Origin of the sequence: Modestobacter sp. Leaf380 (genome assembly GCF_001424485.1) — a bacterium.
Classification (GTDB): domain Bacteria; phylum Actinomycetota; class Actinomycetes; order Mycobacteriales; family Geodermatophilaceae; genus Klenkia.
The window spans coordinates 594,651-614,046 of the sequence record NZ_LMQC01000019.1 but is presented as its reverse complement, the minus strand read 5'-3'; the positions used below and the strand labels follow the sequence as shown (position 1 = coordinate 614,046).

Annotated in this window: 21 protein-coding genes, 1 pseudogene and 1 riboswitch; of the genes and pseudogenes, 11 read left to right on the top strand and 11 right to left on the bottom strand. The window is 75.7% G+C overall.

The window, feature by feature from the left end; genetic code table 11:
• Together ASG41_RS24010 and ASG41_RS25090 are read left to right on the top strand one after the other, a co-directional pair.
• A pseudogene (locus ASG41_RS24010) lies at positions 1–1,188 on the top strand (hypothetical protein); the annotation flags it as partial.
• A 53-nt stretch (positions 1,189–1,241) separates the two neighbouring features.
• Entirely contained in the window at positions 1,242–1,364 is a 123-nt protein-coding gene (locus ASG41_RS25090; RefSeq protein ID WP_255352989.1) for a hypothetical protein, read from the top strand.
• Between the two features lie 147 nt (positions 1,365–1,511).
• Here the strand turns inward: ASG41_RS25090 and ASG41_RS15355 are convergent, their stop codons facing one another.
• Both ASG41_RS15355 and ASG41_RS15350 read right to left on the bottom strand, forming a co-directional pair.
• The gene (locus ASG41_RS15355) at positions 1,512–2,534 is read right to left on the bottom strand and encodes a 1-aminocyclopropane-1-carboxylate deaminase (protein WP_056296469.1); all 1,023 of its coding nucleotides are present in this window, start codon (positions 2,532–2,534) and stop codon (positions 1,512–1,514) included.
• On the bottom strand, positions 2,531–3,172 hold the full coding sequence (locus tag ASG41_RS15350; protein WP_235564827.1) for a GntR family transcriptional regulator: 642 nt from the start codon (positions 3,170–3,172) through the stop codon (positions 2,531–2,533). Before ASG41_RS15350 ends, ASG41_RS15355 begins: the two co-directional genes overlap by 4 nt.
• Before the next feature lie 110 nt (positions 3,173–3,282).
• Between ASG41_RS15350 and ASG41_RS15345 the strand changes: the two genes are divergently transcribed.
• A complete protein-coding gene (locus ASG41_RS15345; RefSeq protein WP_056296463.1) occupies positions 3,283–3,699 on the top strand; it encodes a rhodanese-like domain-containing protein in 417 nt (138 codons plus the stop codon).
• A gap of 4 nt (positions 3,700–3,703) precedes the next feature.
• Here ASG41_RS15345 and ASG41_RS15340 read toward each other — a convergent pair whose 3' ends face one another.
• On the bottom strand, positions 3,704–4,054 hold the full coding sequence (locus ASG41_RS15340) for a helix-turn-helix domain-containing protein (RefSeq protein WP_056296460.1): 351 nt from the start codon (positions 4,052–4,054) through the stop codon (positions 3,704–3,706).
• Between the two features lie 77 nt (positions 4,055–4,131).
• On the opposite strand from ASG41_RS15340, the gene ASG41_RS15335 reads away from it, so the two are divergent.
• Positions 4,132–4,788: an FMN-dependent NADH-azoreductase gene (locus tag ASG41_RS15335; protein ID WP_056296819.1), complete on the top strand. Its 657-nt coding sequence runs from the start codon at positions 4,132–4,134 to the stop codon at positions 4,786–4,788.
• 49 nt (positions 4,789–4,837) lie between these two features.
• Here ASG41_RS15335 and ASG41_RS15330 read toward each other — a convergent pair whose 3' ends face one another.
• On the bottom strand, positions 4,838–5,380 hold the full coding sequence (locus tag ASG41_RS15330) for a GNAT family N-acetyltransferase (protein WP_056296457.1): 543 nt from the start codon (positions 5,378–5,380) through the stop codon (positions 4,838–4,840).
• A 45-nt stretch (positions 5,381–5,425) separates the two neighbouring features.
• On the opposite strand from ASG41_RS15330, the gene ASG41_RS15325 reads away from it, so the two are divergent.
• On the top strand, positions 5,426–5,890 hold the full coding sequence (locus ASG41_RS15325; protein WP_056296454.1) for a DUF4396 domain-containing protein: 465 nt from the start codon (positions 5,426–5,428) through the stop codon (positions 5,888–5,890).
• Complete coding sequence (locus tag ASG41_RS15320; RefSeq protein ID WP_056296451.1) at positions 5,887–6,498, top strand: hypothetical protein; 612 nt, start codon at positions 5,887–5,889, stop codon at positions 6,496–6,498. The genes ASG41_RS15325 and ASG41_RS15320 overlap by 4 nt, the downstream gene beginning before the upstream one ends.
• 21 nt (positions 6,499–6,519) lie before the next feature.
• On the opposite strand, the gene fabG is transcribed toward ASG41_RS15320, so the two are convergent.
• Positions 6,520–7,278: a 3-oxoacyl-ACP reductase FabG gene (fabG, locus tag ASG41_RS15315; RefSeq protein WP_056296448.1), complete on the bottom strand. Its 759-nt coding sequence runs from the start codon at positions 7,276–7,278 to the stop codon at positions 6,520–6,522.
• A 180-nt stretch (positions 7,279–7,458) separates the two neighbouring features.
• On the opposite strand from fabG, the gene ASG41_RS15310 reads away from it, so the two are divergent.
• The 4 genes from ASG41_RS15310 (at position 7,459) to ASG41_RS15295 (ending at position 11,518) form a co-directional block, all read left to right on the top strand.
• Positions 7,459–8,538, top strand: coding sequence for a diguanylate cyclase (locus tag ASG41_RS15310; RefSeq protein ID WP_056296445.1), 1,080 nt, complete (start codon positions 7,459–7,461; stop codon positions 8,536–8,538).
• A 32-nt stretch (positions 8,539–8,570) separates the two neighbouring features.
• Positions 8,571–8,675: riboswitch (TPP riboswitch) on the top strand.
• Complete coding sequence (locus ASG41_RS15305) at positions 8,675–9,289, top strand: ECF transporter S component (protein WP_056296442.1); 615 nt, start codon at positions 8,675–8,677, stop codon at positions 9,287–9,289. (Overlaps the previous riboswitch by 1 nt.)
• A gap of 31 nt (positions 9,290–9,320) precedes the next feature.
• Positions 9,321–10,760, top strand: a complete 1,440-nt coding sequence (locus ASG41_RS15300; RefSeq protein ID WP_056296439.1) for an ABC transporter ATP-binding protein — start codon at positions 9,321–9,323, stop codon at positions 10,758–10,760.
• Entirely contained in the window at positions 10,757–11,518 is a 762-nt protein-coding gene (locus tag ASG41_RS15295; RefSeq protein WP_200938962.1) for an energy-coupling factor transporter transmembrane protein EcfT, read from the top strand. The genes ASG41_RS15300 and ASG41_RS15295 overlap by 4 nt, the downstream gene beginning before the upstream one ends.
• Positions 11,519–11,548: 30 nt before the next feature.
• Here the strand turns inward: ASG41_RS15295 and ASG41_RS15290 are convergent, their stop codons facing one another.
• Entirely contained in the window at positions 11,549–12,139 is a 591-nt protein-coding gene (locus ASG41_RS15290; RefSeq protein ID WP_056296435.1) for a helix-turn-helix domain-containing protein, read from the bottom strand.
• 82 nt (positions 12,140–12,221) lie between these two features.
• Here ASG41_RS15290 and ASG41_RS15285 point away from each other — a divergent pair, with 82 nt between their 5' ends.
• Positions 12,222–13,487: an MFS transporter gene (locus ASG41_RS15285; RefSeq protein ID WP_056296813.1), complete on the top strand. Its 1,266-nt coding sequence runs from the start codon at positions 12,222–12,224 to the stop codon at positions 13,485–13,487.
• Positions 13,488–13,578: 91 nt separating this feature from the next.
• Here ASG41_RS15285 and ASG41_RS15280 read toward each other — a convergent pair whose 3' ends face one another.
• From ASG41_RS15280 to ASG41_RS15260, 5 genes are all read right to left on the bottom strand, one after another.
• A complete protein-coding gene (locus tag ASG41_RS15280; RefSeq protein WP_056296432.1) occupies positions 13,579–13,983 on the bottom strand; it encodes a DUF805 domain-containing protein in 405 nt (134 codons plus the stop codon).
• Between the two features lie 120 nt (positions 13,984–14,103).
• Positions 14,104–15,627, bottom strand: coding sequence for a DUF6297 family protein (locus ASG41_RS15275; RefSeq protein ID WP_056296428.1), 1,524 nt, complete (start codon positions 15,625–15,627; stop codon positions 14,104–14,106).
• Complete coding sequence (locus ASG41_RS15270; protein WP_056296424.1) at positions 15,624–16,310, bottom strand: ABC transporter ATP-binding protein; 687 nt, start codon at positions 16,308–16,310, stop codon at positions 15,624–15,626. The genes ASG41_RS15275 and ASG41_RS15270 overlap by 4 nt, the downstream gene beginning before the upstream one ends.
• Positions 16,311–16,342: 32 nt before the next feature.
• Entirely contained in the window at positions 16,343–17,740 is a 1,398-nt protein-coding gene (locus ASG41_RS15265; protein WP_056296421.1) for a uracil-xanthine permease family protein, read from the bottom strand.
• 77 nt (positions 17,741–17,817) lie between these two features.
• The gene (locus ASG41_RS15260) at positions 17,818–19,281 is read right to left on the bottom strand and encodes a reverse transcriptase family protein (protein ID WP_157519434.1); all 1,464 of its coding nucleotides are present in this window, start codon (positions 19,279–19,281) and stop codon (positions 17,818–17,820) included.
• Positions 19,282–19,396 lie beyond the last annotated feature (115 nt).

Here is a 19,396-nt window from a genome sequence, read left to right as displayed (position 1 = left end):
GACGGCATCACCGTCACCGCACCGATCACCGCCTGCGGCAACGGCATCGGCGTCCTGGGTGACGCCACCGCCACCTGCACCACCCCCACCACCCCGGCCGCTCCCGCKKCCGGCACCGACGGCGGCATCGACGTCGCGGCCCCCGTCCTCATCGGCGGCAACGGCATCGGTGGCCTCGGCGGCACCGGAACCGGCACCACCACCCCCACCACCGGCGCCCCCACCGCCGGCAGCCCCACGACCGGCAGCCCCACCGCGGGCACCGATGGAGGCGGCCTGACCGTCACCGCCCCGGTCACCATCTGCGGCAACGGCATCGGCCTCGCCGGCGACGCCACCGGCACCTGCACCCCCGCCGGCACCCCGACCACGGGAACGCCCACCACCGGCACCCCGACCACCGGCACCCCGACCACCGGCACGCCCACCACCGGCACGCCCGCCGCCGGCGGCGGCCTCACCGTCGACGTCCCCGTCGTCGCCTGCGGCAACGGCATCGGCGTCCTCGGCGACGCCTCGGGCACCTGCACCACGCCCGTCGGCACCACCCCGACCACCGGGACGCCCACCACCCCGATCGTCACCGTCCCGGTGACCGTCTGCGGCAACGGCCTCAGCGTCCTCGGCGACGCCACCGGCGGCTGCACCCCCACCACCGGCACCCCRACCACCGGCACCCCCACCACCCCGATCGTCACCGTCCCGGTGACCGTCTGCGGCAACGGCATCGGCCTCCTCGGCGACGCCACCGGCGGCTGCGCCCCGGCCACCACCCCSACCACCCCGACCACGCCCACGACCACGCCCACGACCCCGGWCGTCGACATCCCGGTCACCRTCTGCGGCAACAGCCTCGGCCTCCTCGGCACCGGCTCGGGCACCTGCGCCCCCACCACCCCGCCCACCACCCCGCAGCCCCCGGTCGTCGTCCCCCCGRTCCCGACCCCCGAGACCCCGACCRCGCCCGGCACCCCGCAGGGCATCACCCCCCTCGTCGTCCAGGGCCCCGCCCCGACCACCGACACCACCCCCACCAACACCACCCCCACCAACACCGCCGCCAGCAGTGACGGCTCACTGGCCTACACCGGCATGGAACTCACCGCCCCCGCCATCGCCGGCCTGCTCGCCCTCCTGCTCGGCGCCGCCCTCACCCTCGGCACCCGCCGCCGGGTGACCCACCAGTAAGACCCCCACAGGGCACCCGTGGCCCGGCCGAGGTGTAGCTCAGGTACGCCGGGGTGAGCGTGGTCTTGGCCGGGTTGGGCATGGAACTCACCGCCCCCGCCATCGCCGGCCTGCTCGCCCTCCTGCTCGGCGCCGCCCTCACCCTCGGCACCCGCCGCCGGGTGACCCACCAGTAAGACCGCGCAGGCGCCACCGGCCCGGCCGCCCCAGAGGGCGACCGGGCCGGTGGCACGCCCTCGATGTCACATCGAGCGGCGTGACCACGGGACGACCCCGCTCGATGTCACATCGAGCGGGGTTGTTCCACGTGGATCAGCGACGGATCAGCTGAAGAGCGCGCTGTACCCGTTCAACGCGGGCTGCCCGCCGAGGTGGGCGTAGAGCACGGTGGCGTCACGGGAGATCTCCCCGGAGCGCACCAGCTCGATGGTCGCGGCCATCGACTTCCCCTCGTACACGGGGTCGGTGACCATGCCCTCGGTGCGGGCGGCGGTCTCCATCGCGCGCAGCGTGACGTCGTCCGGGATGCCGTAGACGCCGGCGTGGAAGCGCTCGTCGAGCTCGACGTCGTCCAGGGTCAGCTCGCGCTGCACGCCGATCGCGGCCGCGGTGCGCTGGGCGATCCGGAGCACCTGGTCACGGGTCTCGGTGGGCTTGGCGGAGGCGTCGATGCCCAGGACGCGGCGGGGGCGGGCGCCGTCCTCCTCCAGCTTGGCGAACCCGGCGACCATGCCGGCCTGGGTCGAACCGGTCACCGAGCAGACGACCACGGTGTCGAAGAAGACGCCCAGCTCCTGCTCCTGCTGCGCCACCTCGCGAGCCCAGTTGGCGAAGCCGTGGCCGCCCAGCGGGTGGTCCGAGGCGCCGGCCGGGATGGCGTAGGGCTTGCCGCCGCGGGCCTCGATCTCGGCGAGCGCGGCCTCCCAGCTCTCCTTGAACCCGATGCCGAAGCCGGCCTTGACCAGCCGCACGTCAGCACCGGCCAGCCGCGAGATCAGGATGTTGCCGACCTTGTCGTAGACGGCGTCGGGCCAGTCGACCCAGCTCTCCTGGATCAGCACGCAGGACAGCCCCAGGTGCGCGGCGACCGCGGCGACCTGGCGGGTGTGGTTGCTCTGCACGCCACCGATGGAGACCAGGGTGTCGCAGCCCTGGGCCAGCGCCTCGGCGACCAGGTACTCGAGCTTGCGGGTCTTGTTGCCGCCGTAGGCGATGCCGGAGTTGCAGTCCTCCCGCTTGGCCCAGACGGCGGCGCCGCCCAGGTGCTCGGTCAGCCGGTCCAGGCGGTGCACGGGCGAGGGGCCGAACAGCAGGCTGGTGCGGGGGAAGTCGTCGAGCGTCGTCACGGGGTCTCCTCGGTCAGTTCGGACAGCAGCGCCGTCCAGATGGCGGTGGTGGTGCCGACGGCGGCCTCGACGTCGTGGTGCTGGCAGGCGGTGATGAGCTGCTCGTGCAGGTCCACCGAGTCCGCGCCGTGGGCCGCGGCGAACCGCAACCGCTCCAGCCGGCGGACGACGGGGGTGAAGCGGTCGACGGTGGCCCGCACGGCGCCGTTGCCGCACCGGTCGACGAGCACGTCGTGCAGGTCGTCGTCGGCGTCCATCGCGGCGTCGACGTCCCCGGCGCGGACGGCCGCGGCGAACCGGTCGTTGGCCGCGCGCATCGTGGCGACGTCGTCGGAGCTCACGGCGGGGACGGCGGTTCGGACGGCGAGCTCGTGCATGGCCCGGACGACGACCGCGGCGTCGTGCACGACCGAGGGCACGACGGCGGTGACCCGGGTGTGGCTCTGCGGCTTGGACTCGACCAGGCCCTCGTCGGCCAGCCGGGCCAGCGCGGTGCGGACCGGGGCCACGGAGAGCCCCAGCCGGACGGCGAGCTCGGCGTCCTTGACCACCCCGCCGGGGGGCAGCTCGCCACTGACGATGGCCTCCCGGATGGCGACGAGCGCCTGGTCGCGCAGCAGGACACGGGGGGCGGTCACAACTGAAATCTCAGATGTCAGTCAGCCGGATGTCAAGTGGCAGGACCGTTGCGGACGTCGTCGGTCCTGCTCGTGGCGACCACCCCACCTCCTCGCGCAGGCTCCGGGGCATGGACTGGAGCACCGACCCCACCGTCGCCGCCGCGTACTTCGCGCACCGTCTGACGGTCGAGACCGACGTCAGCGACGTGCACGCCGCCCTGGAGTCCGGCGACCCCGGCTTCGTGCTGGTCGACGTGCGCAGCCGGGAGGCGTGGGACCAGGGCCACGTCCCCGGCGCGGTGCACGCACCCGTCGGTGACCTGGTCACCGACGGTCCGGTCGTCGTCCACTGTTGGGGGCCGGGTTGCAACGGGGCCACCCGGGCCGGGCTGCGCCTGGCCGCCCGGGGGGTGCGGGTGCGCGAGATGCTCGGCGGCTTCGAGTACTGGGCGCGCGAGGGGTTCGCGGTCCAGACGGCCGACGGGGTGCACCACCCGACAGCCGACCCGCTGACCGCGCCGGCCGGGGCGGTCTGCGGTTGCTAGCGGTTCAGGACGGCTGGGTGGGACAGCGTGGCGCCAGGTTCTCGGTCGCCCAGCGGGCCAGCTGGTCCAGCACCGGGGACAGCGCCTCCCCCGACGGCGTCAGCCGGTAGGTGACGCCCACGGGCGGGCCGGCGTCGACGGTGCGCTCGACCAGTCCGCCCTGGGCCAGCTCGGTGAGCCGGTCGGACAGGACGGAGTCGCTGATCCCGGCGACGGCGCGGCGCAGCTCGCTGAAGGTCGCCGGACCGCTGGTCAGCACCGACACGACCATCCCGTTCCAGCGCTTGCCGAGGAAGGAGAAGGCGTGCGTCAGCGCGGCATCACAGGCCCGGGGTTCGTGCTGCACGTCCGCCACACCCACAGCGTACCGGTGCTAGCGTTTCCGGCGTCGCTCTGTTTTACCTAGCTGCACACCTGAGAGAAGTGATCCCCGTGTCCCTGTTCCGCCTGGACGCCAGCATCCGCACCGAGGGCTCCGCCAGCCGCGCCATCGCCGACATCGTCGAGGCGCAGTGGCGCGACGGCGCACCCGACGCCCCGGTCACCCGCCGGCACGTCGGCACCGAGCCGCTGCCGGCCACCGCCTGGGGCGACGCGGTCAACGCGGCCTACACCCCGGCCGAGCAGCGCACCGCCGCGCAGACCGAGGCCGTCGCCCTCGCCGCGACCCTGACCGACGAGCTCGTGGACGCCGAGGCGCTCCTGCTCGCCGTCCCGCTGTACAACTTCGGCGTCTCCCAGCACGTCAAGAACTGGGTCGACCTGGTCATCACCGACCCGCGGATGGCCCCCGGCCAGCCGCCGCTGCTGGCCGGCAAGCCCGCCGTCCTGGTCACCGTGCACGGCGGCAACTACAGCGCCGGCACCCCGCGCGAGGACTGGGACCACGCCACCGGCTGGCTGCGCCGCATCCTCGCCGACGTCTGGCAGCTCGACCTCACCGTCGTCACCCGCGAGTTCACCCTGGTCGGGGTCAACCCGGCCCTCGACGAGTTCACCGCGATGGCCGAGGAGCTCAAGGCCGACGCCGAGCGCGAGGCCGCCGAGCACGGCCACCGGCTGACCACCGCGCGTCGCGTCGCCGCCTGACCCTGCTTCCTCCCAGGCGGGGGAACCCCAGCACCCCACGGCGCGCCGGTCAGGGGGTGCTGGGGTTCCCCGGCCCGGGGTCGTCGGAGAGCCGCGACCAGAGCAGCTCGTCGTGCTTCACGCCGTCCCCGAAGCGGTACGAGCGGCGCAGCCGGCCCTCCAGGGTGAACCCGGCCCGCGCGGCGACCCGACCCGACGCCGGGTTCTCCACCGCGTGCGCCAGCACCACCCGGTCCAGGCCCAGCTCGGCGAACGCCCACCGGCAGACGGCGTCCACCACCCGCGGGGCGACCCGCCGGCCCCGGGCCGCCGGAACCACCCAGTAGCCGACCTCCGCGTCCAGCTGCACCGGGTCGATCGAGTGCAGCGACACCGAGCCGAGCAGGCCGCCGTCGGCCCGGGCCACGACGGCCCGCGACACGTGGCCCTCCCCCTCACTGCGCCGGGCCAGCCACTGCGTGGCCTCCTCGAGGGACGACGCGCCACTGCCGTTCCACAGCCGGACGGCGGGGTCCTGCAGCGCCGCCCACACCGCGTCCAGGTCGGTGGGCCGCCACGGGCGCAGCCGGAGTTCGTCGACGTCGATCTGCACCCGCCCATCCTGTGCGAGACCAGGGACGGCGGGTAGCCCGACGAGATGGACACCAGCTGGCCGATGGCCGCCCAGGCCACCCTGCACTGCCTCACCGGGTGCGCCGCCGGGGAGGTGACGGGCATGGTGCTGGCCGCCGGCCTCGGCTGGGGCAACGGCACGACGATCGTGGTCTCGCTGCTGCTGGCCTTCGCGTTCGGCTACGCCCTGACGATGCGCGGCGTGCTCCGGGCCGGGCTGCCGCTGCACCGGGCACTGCGGGTGGCGCTGGCCGCCGACACCGTCTCGATCGCGGTCATGGAGGTGGTCGACAACGGCTTCGTCCTCGTCGTCCCGGGCGCCCTGGCCGCCGGCCTCACCACCTGGTTGTTCTGGTGGTCGCTCGCCCTCGCCCTGGGCCTGGCCTTCCTGGTGGCCTGGCCGGTGAACCGCTGGCTGATGTCCCGCGGCCGGGGGCACGCGGTGGTGCACGAGCTGCACCGAGCCGACCGTGGTGGGATCGGCGGGTGACCGCAGCAGAGCCCGTCGTCCGCCTCGCGCAGCGCCGGGACGTCCCGCGCCTGGCCGCCACCCTGGCCGCGGCCTACCCCGACTACCGCTGGACCTCCTGGGCCTTCCCCGAGGACGGGCGGGCGCAGCGGGTGCACCGCTGGCACGAGCTCGTCGCGGGGCTGGCCGGGGTCGACGCGCAGACGACGTGGGTGACCGACGACTGCGCCGCCGTCGCCACCTGGACCCCGCCGGGCGACCCGGCCCCGGCCGCGGACCTGCAGGCGGTGCTGGACCGGGACCTGCCCAAGGTGTTCGGCAGCCGGCACCGGGTCGTCCAGGCCACCGACCGGATCGCCGCGGCCGGACGGCCGGAGACCCCACACTGGTGGCTGGTGTCGGCCGGGACCCGTCCGTCACAGCGTTTTGCCGGCCTGTCCCGCGCCGTCGTGACGCCGGTGCTGGACCGCTGCGACGCCGACGGCGTCCCTGCGGCGCTGGCCGCCTACACCTCCGGTGTCGTGCACTGGGCCGAGGCGCTGGGCTTCGTCGTCACCCAGTCGACCCGCAGCGCCGTGGACCACGAGCTGCCGGTCTGGACGCTGGTCCGCCCGCCCCGCGGGGCCTGAGGGGCGGGCGGACCGGAGCGGTCAGTCGCGCGGGCCACCCGCGACGTAGACGACCTGGCCGGACACGAAGCCCGCACCCTCACTGGCCAGGAACGACACCGTGTGCGCGATGTCCTCGGGCTGGCCGACCCGGGCGACCGGGATCTGCTTGGCGGCCATCGCCTTGAAGTCCTCGAAGGGGACGCCGACGCGCTCGGCGGTCGCCGCCGTCATCTCGGTCTCGATGAAGCCGGGGGCGATCGCGTTGGCGGTCACGTTGTAGCGGCCCAGCTCGATCGCCAGGGTCTTGGTGAACCCCTGCATGCCGGCCTTGGCCGCGGAGTAGTTGACCTGGCCGCGGTTGCCCAGCGCCGAGACGCTGGACAGGTTCACGATCCGGCCGAACTCGGCGGCGACCATGTGCTTCTGGGCGGCCTTGCTCATCAGGAAGGCGCCGCGCAGGTGCACGTTCATGACGGCGTCCCAGTCCTCGACGCTCATCTTGAACAACAGGTTGTCGCGGGTGATGCCGGCGTTGTTCACCAGCACGGTCGGCCCGCCGAGCTCCTCGGCCACGCGCTCGACCGCGGCGTTCACGCTGGCCTCGTCGGCGACGTCCGCGCCGACCGCGATCGCCTCGCCGCCCGCGGCCTGGATCGCCGAGACGGTGCCCGCGCAGGACCCCTCGTCCAGGTCGAGGACCGCCACGGCCATGCCGTCGGCCGCCAGCCGGGTGGCGATCGCCGCCCCGATGCCCCGAGCAGCTCCCGTCACGATCGCCGTCCGCTGTGCCTGCGCCATTGCCTGCTCCTCTGCTACTGGTGAGTAGAACGTCTGCGCTGATCTCTACCAGCCTCACCTGCGCGCCCGCGCGGCACCACCCGGGCGGGTGGGAAGGCCCAGGTCAGGGTCGCGGACCCGGGTCCGGTGGCCGATGGGGAACCGACCGGTCCCCCCGCACACCACCGACGGAGCCCTCCCGTGCCGCACCCGACGCCCCCTGGCCGGCCCGACGCCGGCCGCACCCGGGTCCTCGCGGCCCTGGTGGGCGCGTCGGCAGCGATCGGGCTGCTCGCCCTGCTGGACCCGACGACGCTGCGCCCCGGCGCCTGGACGGCGGTCTTCCTCGCCGTCCTCGGGGCGGCGGCACTGACCGCCCTGGCCCTGCTCACCGTCGGCCGTGACTGGTCCGACGCCGTGCTGGGTCTGCTCGTCTGCTGCCTGATGGGGCTGGTGCTCCTCTCGGTGCTGGCCAACCAGAGCCGCGCCGGCGGGATGCTGAACGTCGTCCTGCTGTTGCCCAACGCCGTCTACGCGGCCGTGTACCTGTCCCGGGCGGCGAGCCGGGCGGCCATGGTGACGCTGACCGCCTGCACCGGGGCGGCCATGGGCGCCATCACCAGCGACCCGCTGCAGTGGCTGACGCTGGTCGCCCTGCCGCTGCTGGCCTTCCTGGGGACCACGGAGGTCGTCCTGCGGCTGCGCCACCGACTGGGCAGCGCCCTCGAGGCGCTCCACCGGCAGACCGTGACCGACCCGCTCACCGGCCTGCTCAACCGGCGCGCCCTGCAGGACCGGGTCGCCGCCACCGCCGGCGGCACGCCGGGCACCACCACGGTGGCCGTCCTGGACATCGACCGCTTCAAGACCGTCAACGACACCCTCGGCCACGCCGCCGGGGACGAGCTGCTCCGGCGGTTCGCGGCCGGGCTGGCCGCCGAGACCCGGGACGAGGACGTCGTGGTCCGGCTGGGCGGCGAGGAGTTCCTCGTCCTGTCCACGACCCCGGCCGACCGGGCCGGCGCCTACGCGGAGACGCTCCGGGTGCGGGCCGCGGAGTGGATGGCCGACTGGTCGGCCACCGTCAGCATCGGCGTCGTCACCCTCGCCGGACCCCCGCCCGACGGGCTGGTCGGTGCCGAGCTCGAAGCCGCGGTACAGGCGGCCGACGCCTGCCTCTACGCCGCCAAGCGTGGCGGGCGCGACCGCGTCGTCCTCGCGGAATGGCCACGGGAGCGCCCTGCCGGGGCCGACGCCGTCCGGGCCGGCGTGTCCGGCTGAGCCGGCGTGCGTAGTCTCTGCGGCACAACAGAACACACCGACAGGGGAGCGCCAGGAGGCGCTGAGAGTGCGGGAGACCGCAGACCCTCGAACCTGAACCGGGTCATGCCGGCGTAGGGAGTCTGGAGAGAGCACCATGACCGCTGAGGTCACCCGTCCGACCGCTGCCACCGAGGCCGCACCGCGCCGCTCCTGGCGCACCGTGGACATCGTCACGACCGCCGTGCTGGGCGTCGCGTTCGGTGTCGTGTTCATCCTGTGGAACCTGCTCAACTCCACCGTGGGCAGCGCGTTCTCCTTCTTCCCACCCGTGCAGGGCCTGATGAACGGCGTCTACCTGCTGCCCGGCCTGGTCGCCGGCCTGCTGGTCCGCAAGCCCGGCGCGGCCACCTTCGCCTCCACGCTGGCCGCCGCGGTCAGCCTGCTCGCCTCGCCCTACGGCGGGATCATCGTGGTGTACGGCCTGGTCCAGGGCCTGGGCGCCGAGTTGGGCTTCGCCCTCACCCGCTACCGCACCTTCGGCTGGGGCACCGCGGTGCTGGCCGCGGTCACGGCGGGGCTCTCGACCTCGGTGCTGGACAACTCGCTCTACTACGCCGACCTGGGCTTCTGGGCCTACCAGCTGCCCTACACCGTGCTGACCGTGATCAGCAGCGTGCTGATCGCCGGGGTGCTCGGGCTGCTCCTGGTCCGGGCCCTGGCCCGCACCGGCGCGCTGAGCTCCTTCGCCTCCGGGCGCAGCCGCGTCTGAGCACGGCCCGGTCGCGGTCCAGGCACGGGGCCTGGCGGTCCGGCACGCCTCCCGGCTCGCCTGGGCGCTGACCGGCGTCGACCTGGACGTCGCCCCCGGCGAGCGGGTGCTGGTCACCGGCCGCTCCGGGGCCGGCAAGTCCACGCTGTTCGCCGTCCTGGCCGGGCTGCTGGACCCCGAGGCCGCCGAGGTCACCGGTGAGCTCACCGTCGACGACCGCTCCCCCGCCGACGCCCGCGACCGGTTGGGCCTGCTGCTGCAGGACCCCGACAGCCAGCTGGTGATGACCCGCGCCGGGGACGACGTCGCCTTCGGCCTGGAGAACGCCGGGCTGCCGGCCGCGCTCATCTGGCCGCGGGTCGACGAGGCGCTGGCCACCGTGGGCTGGCGGTACGGCCGGGAGCGCCCCACCCAGGCGCTGTCCGGCGGGGAGAAGCAGCGGCTGGTGCTGGCCGGCGCGCTGGCCCGCCGTCCCGGGCTGCTGCTGCTCGACGAGCCGACCGCCCAGCTGGACCCGGCCGGCTCCGACGTCGTCCGGACGGCGGTGGCGCGCGCCGTCGCCGACCGCCGGACGACGCTGCTCGTCATCGACCACGACGCAGCGCCCTGGCTGCCGCTGGTGGACCGGGTGGTGGAGGTGGTCGACGGCGGGCTCATCGAGCACAGTCCGGGGTGGACGCCGGCGCCCCGGACGGCGGGGCTGGACCTGTCGCGCCCGGGAGCGTGGATCAGGGTCCCTGATCAGAGTCCGTCCTCCTCGACGAGATGTGGTGAGGGAGGACGGACGTGGACCAGGGACCCTGATCCACGCTCCTCCCCCCGGCTGGCGGCAGCGGCGGCCGGTTTCACCCACCGCGGGGCGCAGCAGCCCTCGCTGGCGCCCACCGACCTGGAGCTCCCCGCGGCCGCCGTCACGGCGGTGACCGGGCCCAACGGCACCGGCAAGTCCACGCTGGCCCTGCTGCTGGCCGGGCTGCGCGCGCCCTCGACCGGCCGGGTCGTCGCCTCCGCGGAGCTGGCCGCCCGCGGGGTCCGGGAGCCGCACCGGTGGCGGGCCGGGGAGCTGGTCACCCGCATCGGGACGGTCTTCCAGCAGCCCGAGCACCAGTTCCTCACCGGGCGGCTGCGCGACGAGCTGGAGCTGGGCCCGCTGCGCTCGGGCGCCGGGTCCACCGCGGCCCGGGCCCGCGCGGAGGAGCTGCTGGAGCGGCTCGGGCTGACCCCGTTCGCCGACGCCAACCCCTTCACCCTCTCCGGCGGGCAGCAGCGCCGGCTGTCGGTGGCCACCGCGCTGGCCACCGCCCCCCAGGTGCTGGTCCTGGACGAGCCGACGTTCGGCCAGGACGCCGTCACCTGGCGGGAGCTGGTCACCCTGCTGGCGGAGCAGCGCGCCGCGGGCTGTGCGGTCTGCGTCGTCACCCACGACCGGGACCTGGTCGACGTCCTCTCCGACGCCGAGCTCGCGCTGTGACGGCGTCCCTGGCGCTGGGCCCGACTCCCGACGTCCCGCTGTCCCGGGTGAACCCGGTCGCCCAGATCGTGGCCACCGTCGTCGTCAGCCTGGTGCTGCTGTCCACCCTGGACGCGGTGACGCCGGCCGTCGTCGTCGCCGCGGAGCTGTGCCTGCTCCCGGCGGCCGGGCTGACCGCGCCGCGGGTGCTGCTGCTGCGCACCTGGCCACTGCTGCTCAGCGCGCTCACGGTGGGCCTGGTCAACCTGGTGCTGGGGGACTCCGGGCCGCTCACCGCCCTGGGGATCGCGCTGCGGGTGATCGGGCTGGCGCTGCCCGGGGTGCTGCTGGTGGCCTCGACCGACCCGGTCCGGCTGGCCGACGCGCTGATCGTGCACTGGCGCTTCCCACCCCGGTTCGCCGTCGGGGCGCTGGCTGCGCTGCGGCTGGCCCCGCTGCTGGTCACCGAGTTCGAGACCGTGCGGCTGGCCCGCCGCACCCGCGGCGTCGAGACCGGCCGCAACCCCGTCGCCCAGGCCCGGGCGTTCGCCGGGGTCGCCTTCACGCTGCTCATCGGCGCGGTCCGGCGGGCGGGACGCCTGGCCACCGCGATGGACGCCCGCGGCTTCGACTCCGGCGTCCCGCGTACCAACGCCCGGGGCTCGGTGCTGCACACCCGGGACGCGCTCTTCGTCGCGGGCGCGGTGCTGGTCGGGGCGGTCGCCGTCACGACCAGCGTGCTGACCGGGGCCTTCGACCCGCTGTTCGTCGGCGGCTGACCCGACCGCCCCCGGCCCGCCGGGGACGGATCAGGACCGGGAGAGGGTGTCCGGGTAGGGCTGCAGGTACTGGGCCACCAGGTAGGTGCGGCGGTCGGCGCCGTCGTCGGCACCCCGGGTCCGGTCCGACCACCGGGCCAGGACGGCGTCCACCTCGCGCGCCAGCTCCTCGGCCTCCGCCTTGGTCAGCCGCATCGTGACGTTGGTGATCGACACGGTGGTCGCGTCGTCGGTGCGCCGGGCGTGGGCGGCGTCGACGACGGCGTGCCCCCAGGCGGTGGACTGCCGGCGGAAGACGCCGACGGCGGCCGCACCGCCGGGAGCGGCCTCCAGCTCGTCGAGGCTGATGCTGAGCCCGTGCTCGGCGACCAGCCGCCACACCCGGTCGCGGCGGTCCCGGCCCTCGCCCTCGGCCTCCTCGACCAGGCCGTACTTGGCCAGCTGGCGGAGGTGGAAGCTGGCCTGGTTGGCCGGGATGCCCAGCTCCCGGGCGACGTCGGCGGCCCGCACGGGGCCGGTTGCGTACATCTCGTCGACGATCCGCGAGCGCACCGGGTGGGCGAGCCCGCGCAGCACCCGGGGGTCGTGCACCGGGCGGGTGGCCCCGGGCTCCTGGGTCATGCGCCGACCCTACCCAGTCCCGCACCCGTCAGTGCGCAACGACCGTTGCGCAACAACCAGTGCGCACCATACGGTGCGCGTCATGCCCGGCCACCCCCCGCTCGCTCGCAACCGCGACTTCCAGACGCTGTGGGTCGGCCAGACCGTGGCCGAGCTGGGCAGCCGGGTCAGCACCTTCGCCTTCCCGCTGGTCGGGTTCGCGCTGTCGGGCTCGGCGGTCGTGGCCGCCCTGGCCGAGGCGGCGTTCCTGGCCGGCACGGTGCTCACGCTGCTCCCGGCCGGGGTGCTCGTCGACCGGTCGGACCGCCGCCGGCTGATGGTCGGGGCGGCCGCGACCGGGGGCGCGCTCTACACCTCACTGGCCGTGGCCGGGGCGGCCGGCGTCCTGTCCGTGCCGCACCTGGTCGTGGTGGGCCTGCTGGTCGGCGCTGCCGTCGGGGTGTCCGGCCCGGCGCAGGTCTCGGCGATCCGGTCGGTCGTGCCCACGGGCGACCTCCCGGCGGCGCTGGCCCAGAACGAGGCACGTCAGCACGTCGCCTCCCTGCTCGGCGGCCCGCTGGGCGGGGTGCTGCTGGGGGTCGCCCGCTGGCTCCCCTTCGCCGTCAACGCCGGGACGGCGGTCGTGGCCTGCTGGGCGGTGCGCCGACTGCGCACCGACCTGTCGGGGCCCCCGGCGGACGGCCCCCGCCCCCGGCTGCGCACCGAGCTCGGCCAGGGCCTCCGGTTCGTGCTGGCCCGCCCGCTGTTCCGGACCCTGCTGGTCTGGTCCGCCCTGACCAACCTCGTGCTCAACGCCCTGCTGTTCGTGGTGGTGCTGCGGATGGTCTCCGACGGGGTCTCCCCGGGCGCGATCGGGCTGGTCAACGCGGCGGCCGGCATCGGGGGCGTGCTCGGGGCGGTGCTGGCCCCGGCGCTGGTCCGGCGGCTGCCGACGGGGCGGCTGACCGTGGCGGTGGCCTGGTCGGTCGTGCTGCCCCTGGTGCCGTTGGTCTGGTGGGCGCACCCGGTCGTCGCGGCGTCGTCCCTGGTGGTGGTCCTGCTGCTCAACCCGGCCGGCAACGCCGGGATCGGCGCCTACCGGATCGCCGTCACACCGGCGGACCTGCAGGGCCGGGTGCAGGCCTCCTCGAGCTTCCTGTCCACGGCGGTGATGCCGCTGGCCCCGCTGCTGGGTGGGGTGCTGCTGGAGTCCCGCGGCGGGGGGACGGCGACCGCCGTCCTGCTGGTGGCGACCGCCGGTGCCGCGCTGGTCGTCACCCTCAGCCCCCAGGTCCGCCGGGTCCCCCGCCCGGAGCAGTGGCCGGACACCGCCGAGTGCGGAGCCGTGCCGGTCACGGGGACGCGATGACCGGCACCGCTCCGCACTCGGCGGGGCGGGCCCGGACGCACGACGGCCGGGGCCCCGTGCGGGACCCCGGCCGTCGGTGGGCGCGGTGCGGTTACTGCTGACCGGCTGCCAGGGGGGCGCCGGCGGGCACGAACCGGGCCGTGGTGGGCGGGCCCCACTGGTTGGGCTGCGGCTCGCCCTCGAGGCAGTAGAAGACCAGCAGCACGATGCCGCCGACGAGGGGCACCAGGCCGATCAGCAGCCACCACGCCGAACGGCCGGTGTCGTGCAGCCGGGTCACGGCCGAGGACACGCTGGGCACGGCGAGCGCCAGGTAGACGACGAAGAGCAGCAGGGCCGGCCCGCCGGTGACGCTGACCTGACCCGGCTCCGACGACTGGCCGAAGGCGGTGAACACGACCGCGGACACCACGACCATGACGACGAACACGGGCAGGAAGTACTTGAGCCAGAAGGTGGACCGGTTGATCCGGCCGCGGCTGACGTACCAGGACACGAGCGCTCCAGGGGGGAGGGGCGCAGACGGCGTCGGCTGCGGGGTGGGCCAGGAGCGGAGACCCGCCCGGCACCGCGGAGCATGCCGGACAAACCGCAGGTCAGAGGCTCGACACGCAGGTCAGTCCTTGCGGCGCTGCGCCGTCTCCACGGAGATCGCGCACAGGCCCGCCGACACCGCCAGGGCGATGGCGAGCAGCAGCTGCGGCACCTCGCCGAGCAACAGGGCCACCACGAGCGGCACCGTGCCGAGCACGCCGAGGTCGGGACCGCGGACCAGGGTCGCCCCCACCCCGGTCGGGACGGCGCCCACCGGCGAGGACAGCACCGGCCCCGACCAGTCCAGCTCGGGCCGGTAGCCGCCGCGGACCGCGGCCCCGGCCCACGCCGGTGCGGTCACCATCCCCAGGACGACCCACTCCCAGCCCAGACCGACCGCACCGGCCGACACCCCGCAGAGCAGCACCAGGCCGACCAGCGGGACGACGGTGCGAGCCCGGACCAGCTCGCGCGACCCCAGCGGCAGCGCACGGTCCGCGGCCGGGGAGCCGTGCGCCCGCCGGCTGGGCTCCCCCAGCGCGACCGCGGCCAGGCCCCAGCCCAGGACGACGGCGACCGCGACCAGCGCCGGCACCTCACCGAGACCGCTGGTCCGGGCGGCCAGGACCGGCAGCGCCGCGCCGATGGCCAGCTGGCCCCACCGCCACGGGGACCGGGCGAGCACGGCCAGGTCCGCGGCGACGACGGCCTGCCACGGCTGCCGCACCCAGGACCAGCGGCGCTGCCGCCGCGGCGGGTGCACCGGGGTGCCCAGTGCCCGGCCGAGCTCCCGGGTGTCCAGCGACAGTGCGGACGCCGAGGCGACGAAGACCGCCGCGCCCCGCTCCCGCAGCGCGCCGGCGGGCAGCCGTCCGGTGACCCGGTCGGCGGCCAGCAGCGCGGCGACCGCGAGCACCGCCGGGACGCCGAGCAGCAGCGGGAGCGGGACGTCGGGGGCGGCGGGCACCCAGTCCCAGGCGTCGACGAGCGTCCCGCCGACCGCGGGGACGACGACCACCGCGGTGGCCAGCCCGCCGGTGACCGGGGCGACCCAGCCGGTCCGCCCGGAGGCCTGCAGCACGACCAGCCCACCGACGACGGCGAGCGCCAGCAGCCCGGCCCCGGCGACGGTGACCGCGACCTCGGGCACGGAGGGCACCTGGGGGGCGGCCAGCACCACCGGCAGCGCGACCGTCACGGCGGCCACCACGCCGACCAGCCCGGTCTTGCCCAGCTCGCCGCGCAGCAGCCCGCGCCGTCCCGCCGGCAGCGGCAGCCACCAGGCGGCGGTGGCCGGGGTGGCGCTGACCGGGCCCAGCCGGGACAGCAGGGCCACGACGGCGGCGGTGACCAGCACGGCGGCGGCGAGCGCGGTCAGCTCGCCGGGCAGCACGGTGGAGCCGGTCGCCGGGCGGGCGGCGATCCGTTCCCGCAGCGAGGCGAACGCACCGCCGAACACCGCGACGACCACGGCCGCGGTGGTGAGCGCGGACAGCACGTCCCCGCCCAGGGTCAGCCAGCTGGTGTCGGCACGGGTCGCGGTGGCCCGGCGGGTGTACCGCCGGACCCCCGCACCGGAGAGCTCCAGGGCCGGGTCGGCGTTCACCCCTCGTGCAGCGCCGCGACGGCGACCTTCGGGGAGACGACGGTGCACTCGTCGTCGTCGACGACGAGCACCCGGCGGGCCACGGTGGACAGGAACTCGGGGTCGTGGCTGGCGAAGACGACGGTGAGCCCGTCGGCGACGTCCTCGGCAATCCGGGCGGCCAGCCGCCGGCGCATCTGGGCGTCGAGGCGGCGCTCGGGCTCATCGAGCACCAGCAGCCGGGCCGGGCGGACGAAGGCGGCCGCCAGGGCGAGCCGGCGGCGCTGCCCCGACGACAGCGCCGAGGGCAGCGCGTGCGCCCGCTCGGTGAGGCCGAACTCCTCGATCTCCTCGGCCACGGCCTGCTCGGCGTCGGTGACGCCGTGACCGCGGGCGGTGAGCAGCAGGTGCTCGGCGCCGGTGAGGGAGGGGAAGAACGCGTCGTCGTCCAGGACGGTGGCGACGGCGCGACGGAAGCCGGCCTCGCGCTCGTCGACGTCCCGGCCCTCGAGCTGGACGGTCCCGGCCAGTGCCGGCAGCAGGCCGACGACGGTCTGCAGCACGGTGGACTTCCCGGCCCCGTTGGGTCCGATGACGCCCAGTGCGGTCCCGGCCTGCACGCTCACGGTCACCGGCGCGCAAACCGGCTCCCCGCCGTAGCCGACGGACAGGTCGTGCACCTCGAGGAGCCCGGTCTTCGCCATCGCGGGCAGCGTAGGGCGCCCCGCTGTGCGCCTCAGCGCTCGGTGCGGTCCTCGACGCGCTCCTCGGCGGCCGCCTCGACGAAGGGCTCGGCCGGGGACGGCACCTCGGGGGCGGGCACCGGCCGGCCGGGCAGCACCAGGTTCGCCACGATCGCCACGACCGCGGACACCACGATGCCGGAGCTGAACAGCGCGCCCCACTCCCCGGCGATGCCGGCGATGGCGTCCGGGGCGGCCGCGATGCCCCGGCCCAGCGCGATGGACATGGCCACGATCAGCAGCGACCGGGTGTCCAGGCCGTCCTTGCTCAGCAGCTCGATGCCGATGGCGCAGACCATGCCGAACAGCACCAGCACACCGCCGCCGAGCACGGCGGGCGGGACGGCGGCGAGCACCGCGGCCAGCTGGGGCAGCAGCGCCAGGCCGACCAGCACGCAGGCGCCGATGGTGACCACGTGCCGGCTCATCTGCCTGGTCAGCGCGACCAGACCGATGTTCTGGCTGAACATCGTCGTGGGCAGCGCGCCGAACACGCCGCCGAGGACCGCCGAGCCCCCCTCGGCCAGGATCCCGCCGCGCAGCTCCCGCCGGGTGGCGGGCCGCCCCGCACCGCCCTCGGTCACCGCGTGCACGGTGCCGACCGAGTCGACCATGTTGACCACCCCGACGATGCACATCGAGGCGATCGCGACGACCTCGAAGGACACCCCGAACGCGAACGGGGAGGGGAACGCCACGACCGGCCGGTCGCCCACGCCGGAGAGGTCGAGCAAGCCCGCCGGGATGGCCACCAGGTAGCCGACGACGACGGCGATGAGCACCGACGCCGCCTTGGCGATCCCCCGGGCGAACTGGTTGAGCACCACGGTCAGCACCAGCACGAGCCCGGCGACGCCGAGGTTCGTCCAGGACCCGAAGCCCTCGCGGCCGACGCCGCCGGCGGCCAGGTTGATGCCGCTGGGCAGCAACCCCAGGCCGATCACCAGGATGATCGTGCCGGTCACCACCGGCGGGAACAGGAACGCGATCCTGTGGATGCCCAGCCCGATCGCCACCTGGACCAGCGCGGTGACCAGCACCCCGCCCAGCACGGCGTCCAGCCCGCGTTCGGCGGCCAGCGGCACGGCGACCGCGATGAACGCGAAGCCCGACCCCATCATCAGCGGCAGCCGGCTGCCCACCGGGCCGATGCCGATGGTCTGCAGCAGGGTGGCGAGGCCCGCGCACAGCAGGGCGGCCTGCACCAGCAGCACGGCCTCGCCGGTGGTGGCGCCGATGACGCCGGCCAGCAGGATCGCCGGGGTCAGGTTCGAGGTGAACATGGCCAGCACGTGCTGCAGGCCCAGCGGCACCGCCACGCCCCACGGCGGCATCGCGTCCGGGTCGCTGGGGTCCCGCCGTGCCGCCTGCGCCTGCTTCGTCCGAGCCACGTGCCGCTCCCCCTGGCCGTACCGGCGCCGGGCGCGCCGGTGGGGGACGAGACTGCCCGGTACCGGTCACAGCCGGGTCACAGGTGTGTGTCGACCGGGTCCCAGTCGACCGCGGCCAGCAACGCGGCCAGCCGCTCGCCGCGCACGGGGTGCACCTGCGCCACCCACGCCACCCGCCCGGCGAGGTGCGCCCGCAGCGCGCCCCGGTCACCGTCGAACGCGGCCAGGTCCTGCACCGACGGACCGAGCCGGACCGCGTTGGTCAGCCGGGCCCGCAGCGCGTCCAGCTCGCGGCGGGGCAGCGACGTCCGGTCGTTGACGACGATCCCGGTGACGGTCTGCCGGGCACCCCGGCCGCGGACCCGGGTCTTGGCCGGCTGCAGGGCGAACCCCTCGGCGGCCACGATGCGGGCCACCCCGTGGCGCAGCGCACCCACCCGCCGGGCGACGTCAGGGCCACCGGAGAACGTGAGGTCGTCGGCGTACCGGGTGTAGACCGCGCCGGCGGCCGCCGCGTACCCGGCCAGCCGACGGTCCAGCCGCTGGGCGCACAGGTTGGCCAGCTGCGGGGACGACGGCGCCCCCTGCGGCAGGTGCGGTGCGGCCAGCGCGGACCGGACGTGCGCCCGGGCGGCGTCGGACCCCCCGGGCGGCATGGTGGCCAGGTCGTCGCGGGTGGCCCGGGTGGTGAGCAGCCCGGTCAGCAGGTCCGCGACCGGCTCGGGGTACCCGGCGGTCCGCAGCGTGGCGTACACCCGGCCGGAGGTGACGGTGGCGAAGAAGGCGGCCAGGTCCATCGTGAGGACGACGTCGGCGCCCACGTGCTGCTGGGCGCCGGTCACCGCGGACCGGCCGGTGACGAAGCCGTGTGCGGCGGGGTGCGGCGGGACCGGCGCCAGCACCCGGTCCAGCAACACCCGCTGGGCGGTGCGCAGCCGGGGCCTGGGGGTCTCCAGCAGCCGCGGCACCCGGCCCGGCCGGACCCGCCAGTGCCGGCGGTACAGCTGCAGCCGTCCGGAGGGCTCGGCGCGCTGCCGGCCCTGCCGGTCGGCGTACCAGGCCAGGTGGTCCAGGTCGGTGGCGAGCAGCTCGGCGACGTCGGCCAGGTCGTCCAGCGGGGCCACCCGCCACGGGGTGCGGCCCATCCGGGTGTGCGCCGGGAGCCACCGCACCACCCGCGGGGAGCCGGGGGCGGCGGCCCGGGCGCCCTGCCAGCCCTCCGGCTCCTCGTCGGCCGCCCAGACCAGGAACCCGTCCTCGTCGTCGTCCTCGCCGTCCTCGCCGGAGGTCACCATCTCGGGCACCGGCGGCTCGAACACCCCGGGGACGGCGAGCAGCACCCGGGCCAGCTCGGCCGGGGCGTCGTGCGGCGTCACCCGCCAGGCGGTGACGGCGGCCCGGGCGAGGTCGGTGAGCCAGTCGGGCTCGGCGTCGAGCACCAGCCGGCCGCGGGCGACGAGGGCGGGCACCTGCCACTCCCGGGCCCCGAGGAAGGCGTCGGCGAGGGCGCGGGCGGTGGTGCGGGCGGTAGGCGGATTCACGTGGAACAGCCGGGTGCGGTGGCGCGGGTCGACCTGTCCCGTCGGACCGGCGCTCTGCTGCGCGGAGCGCAGCGCGGCGCCGGAGGCGTCGTGGTGGAGGCGTCGTGCGGTCCCC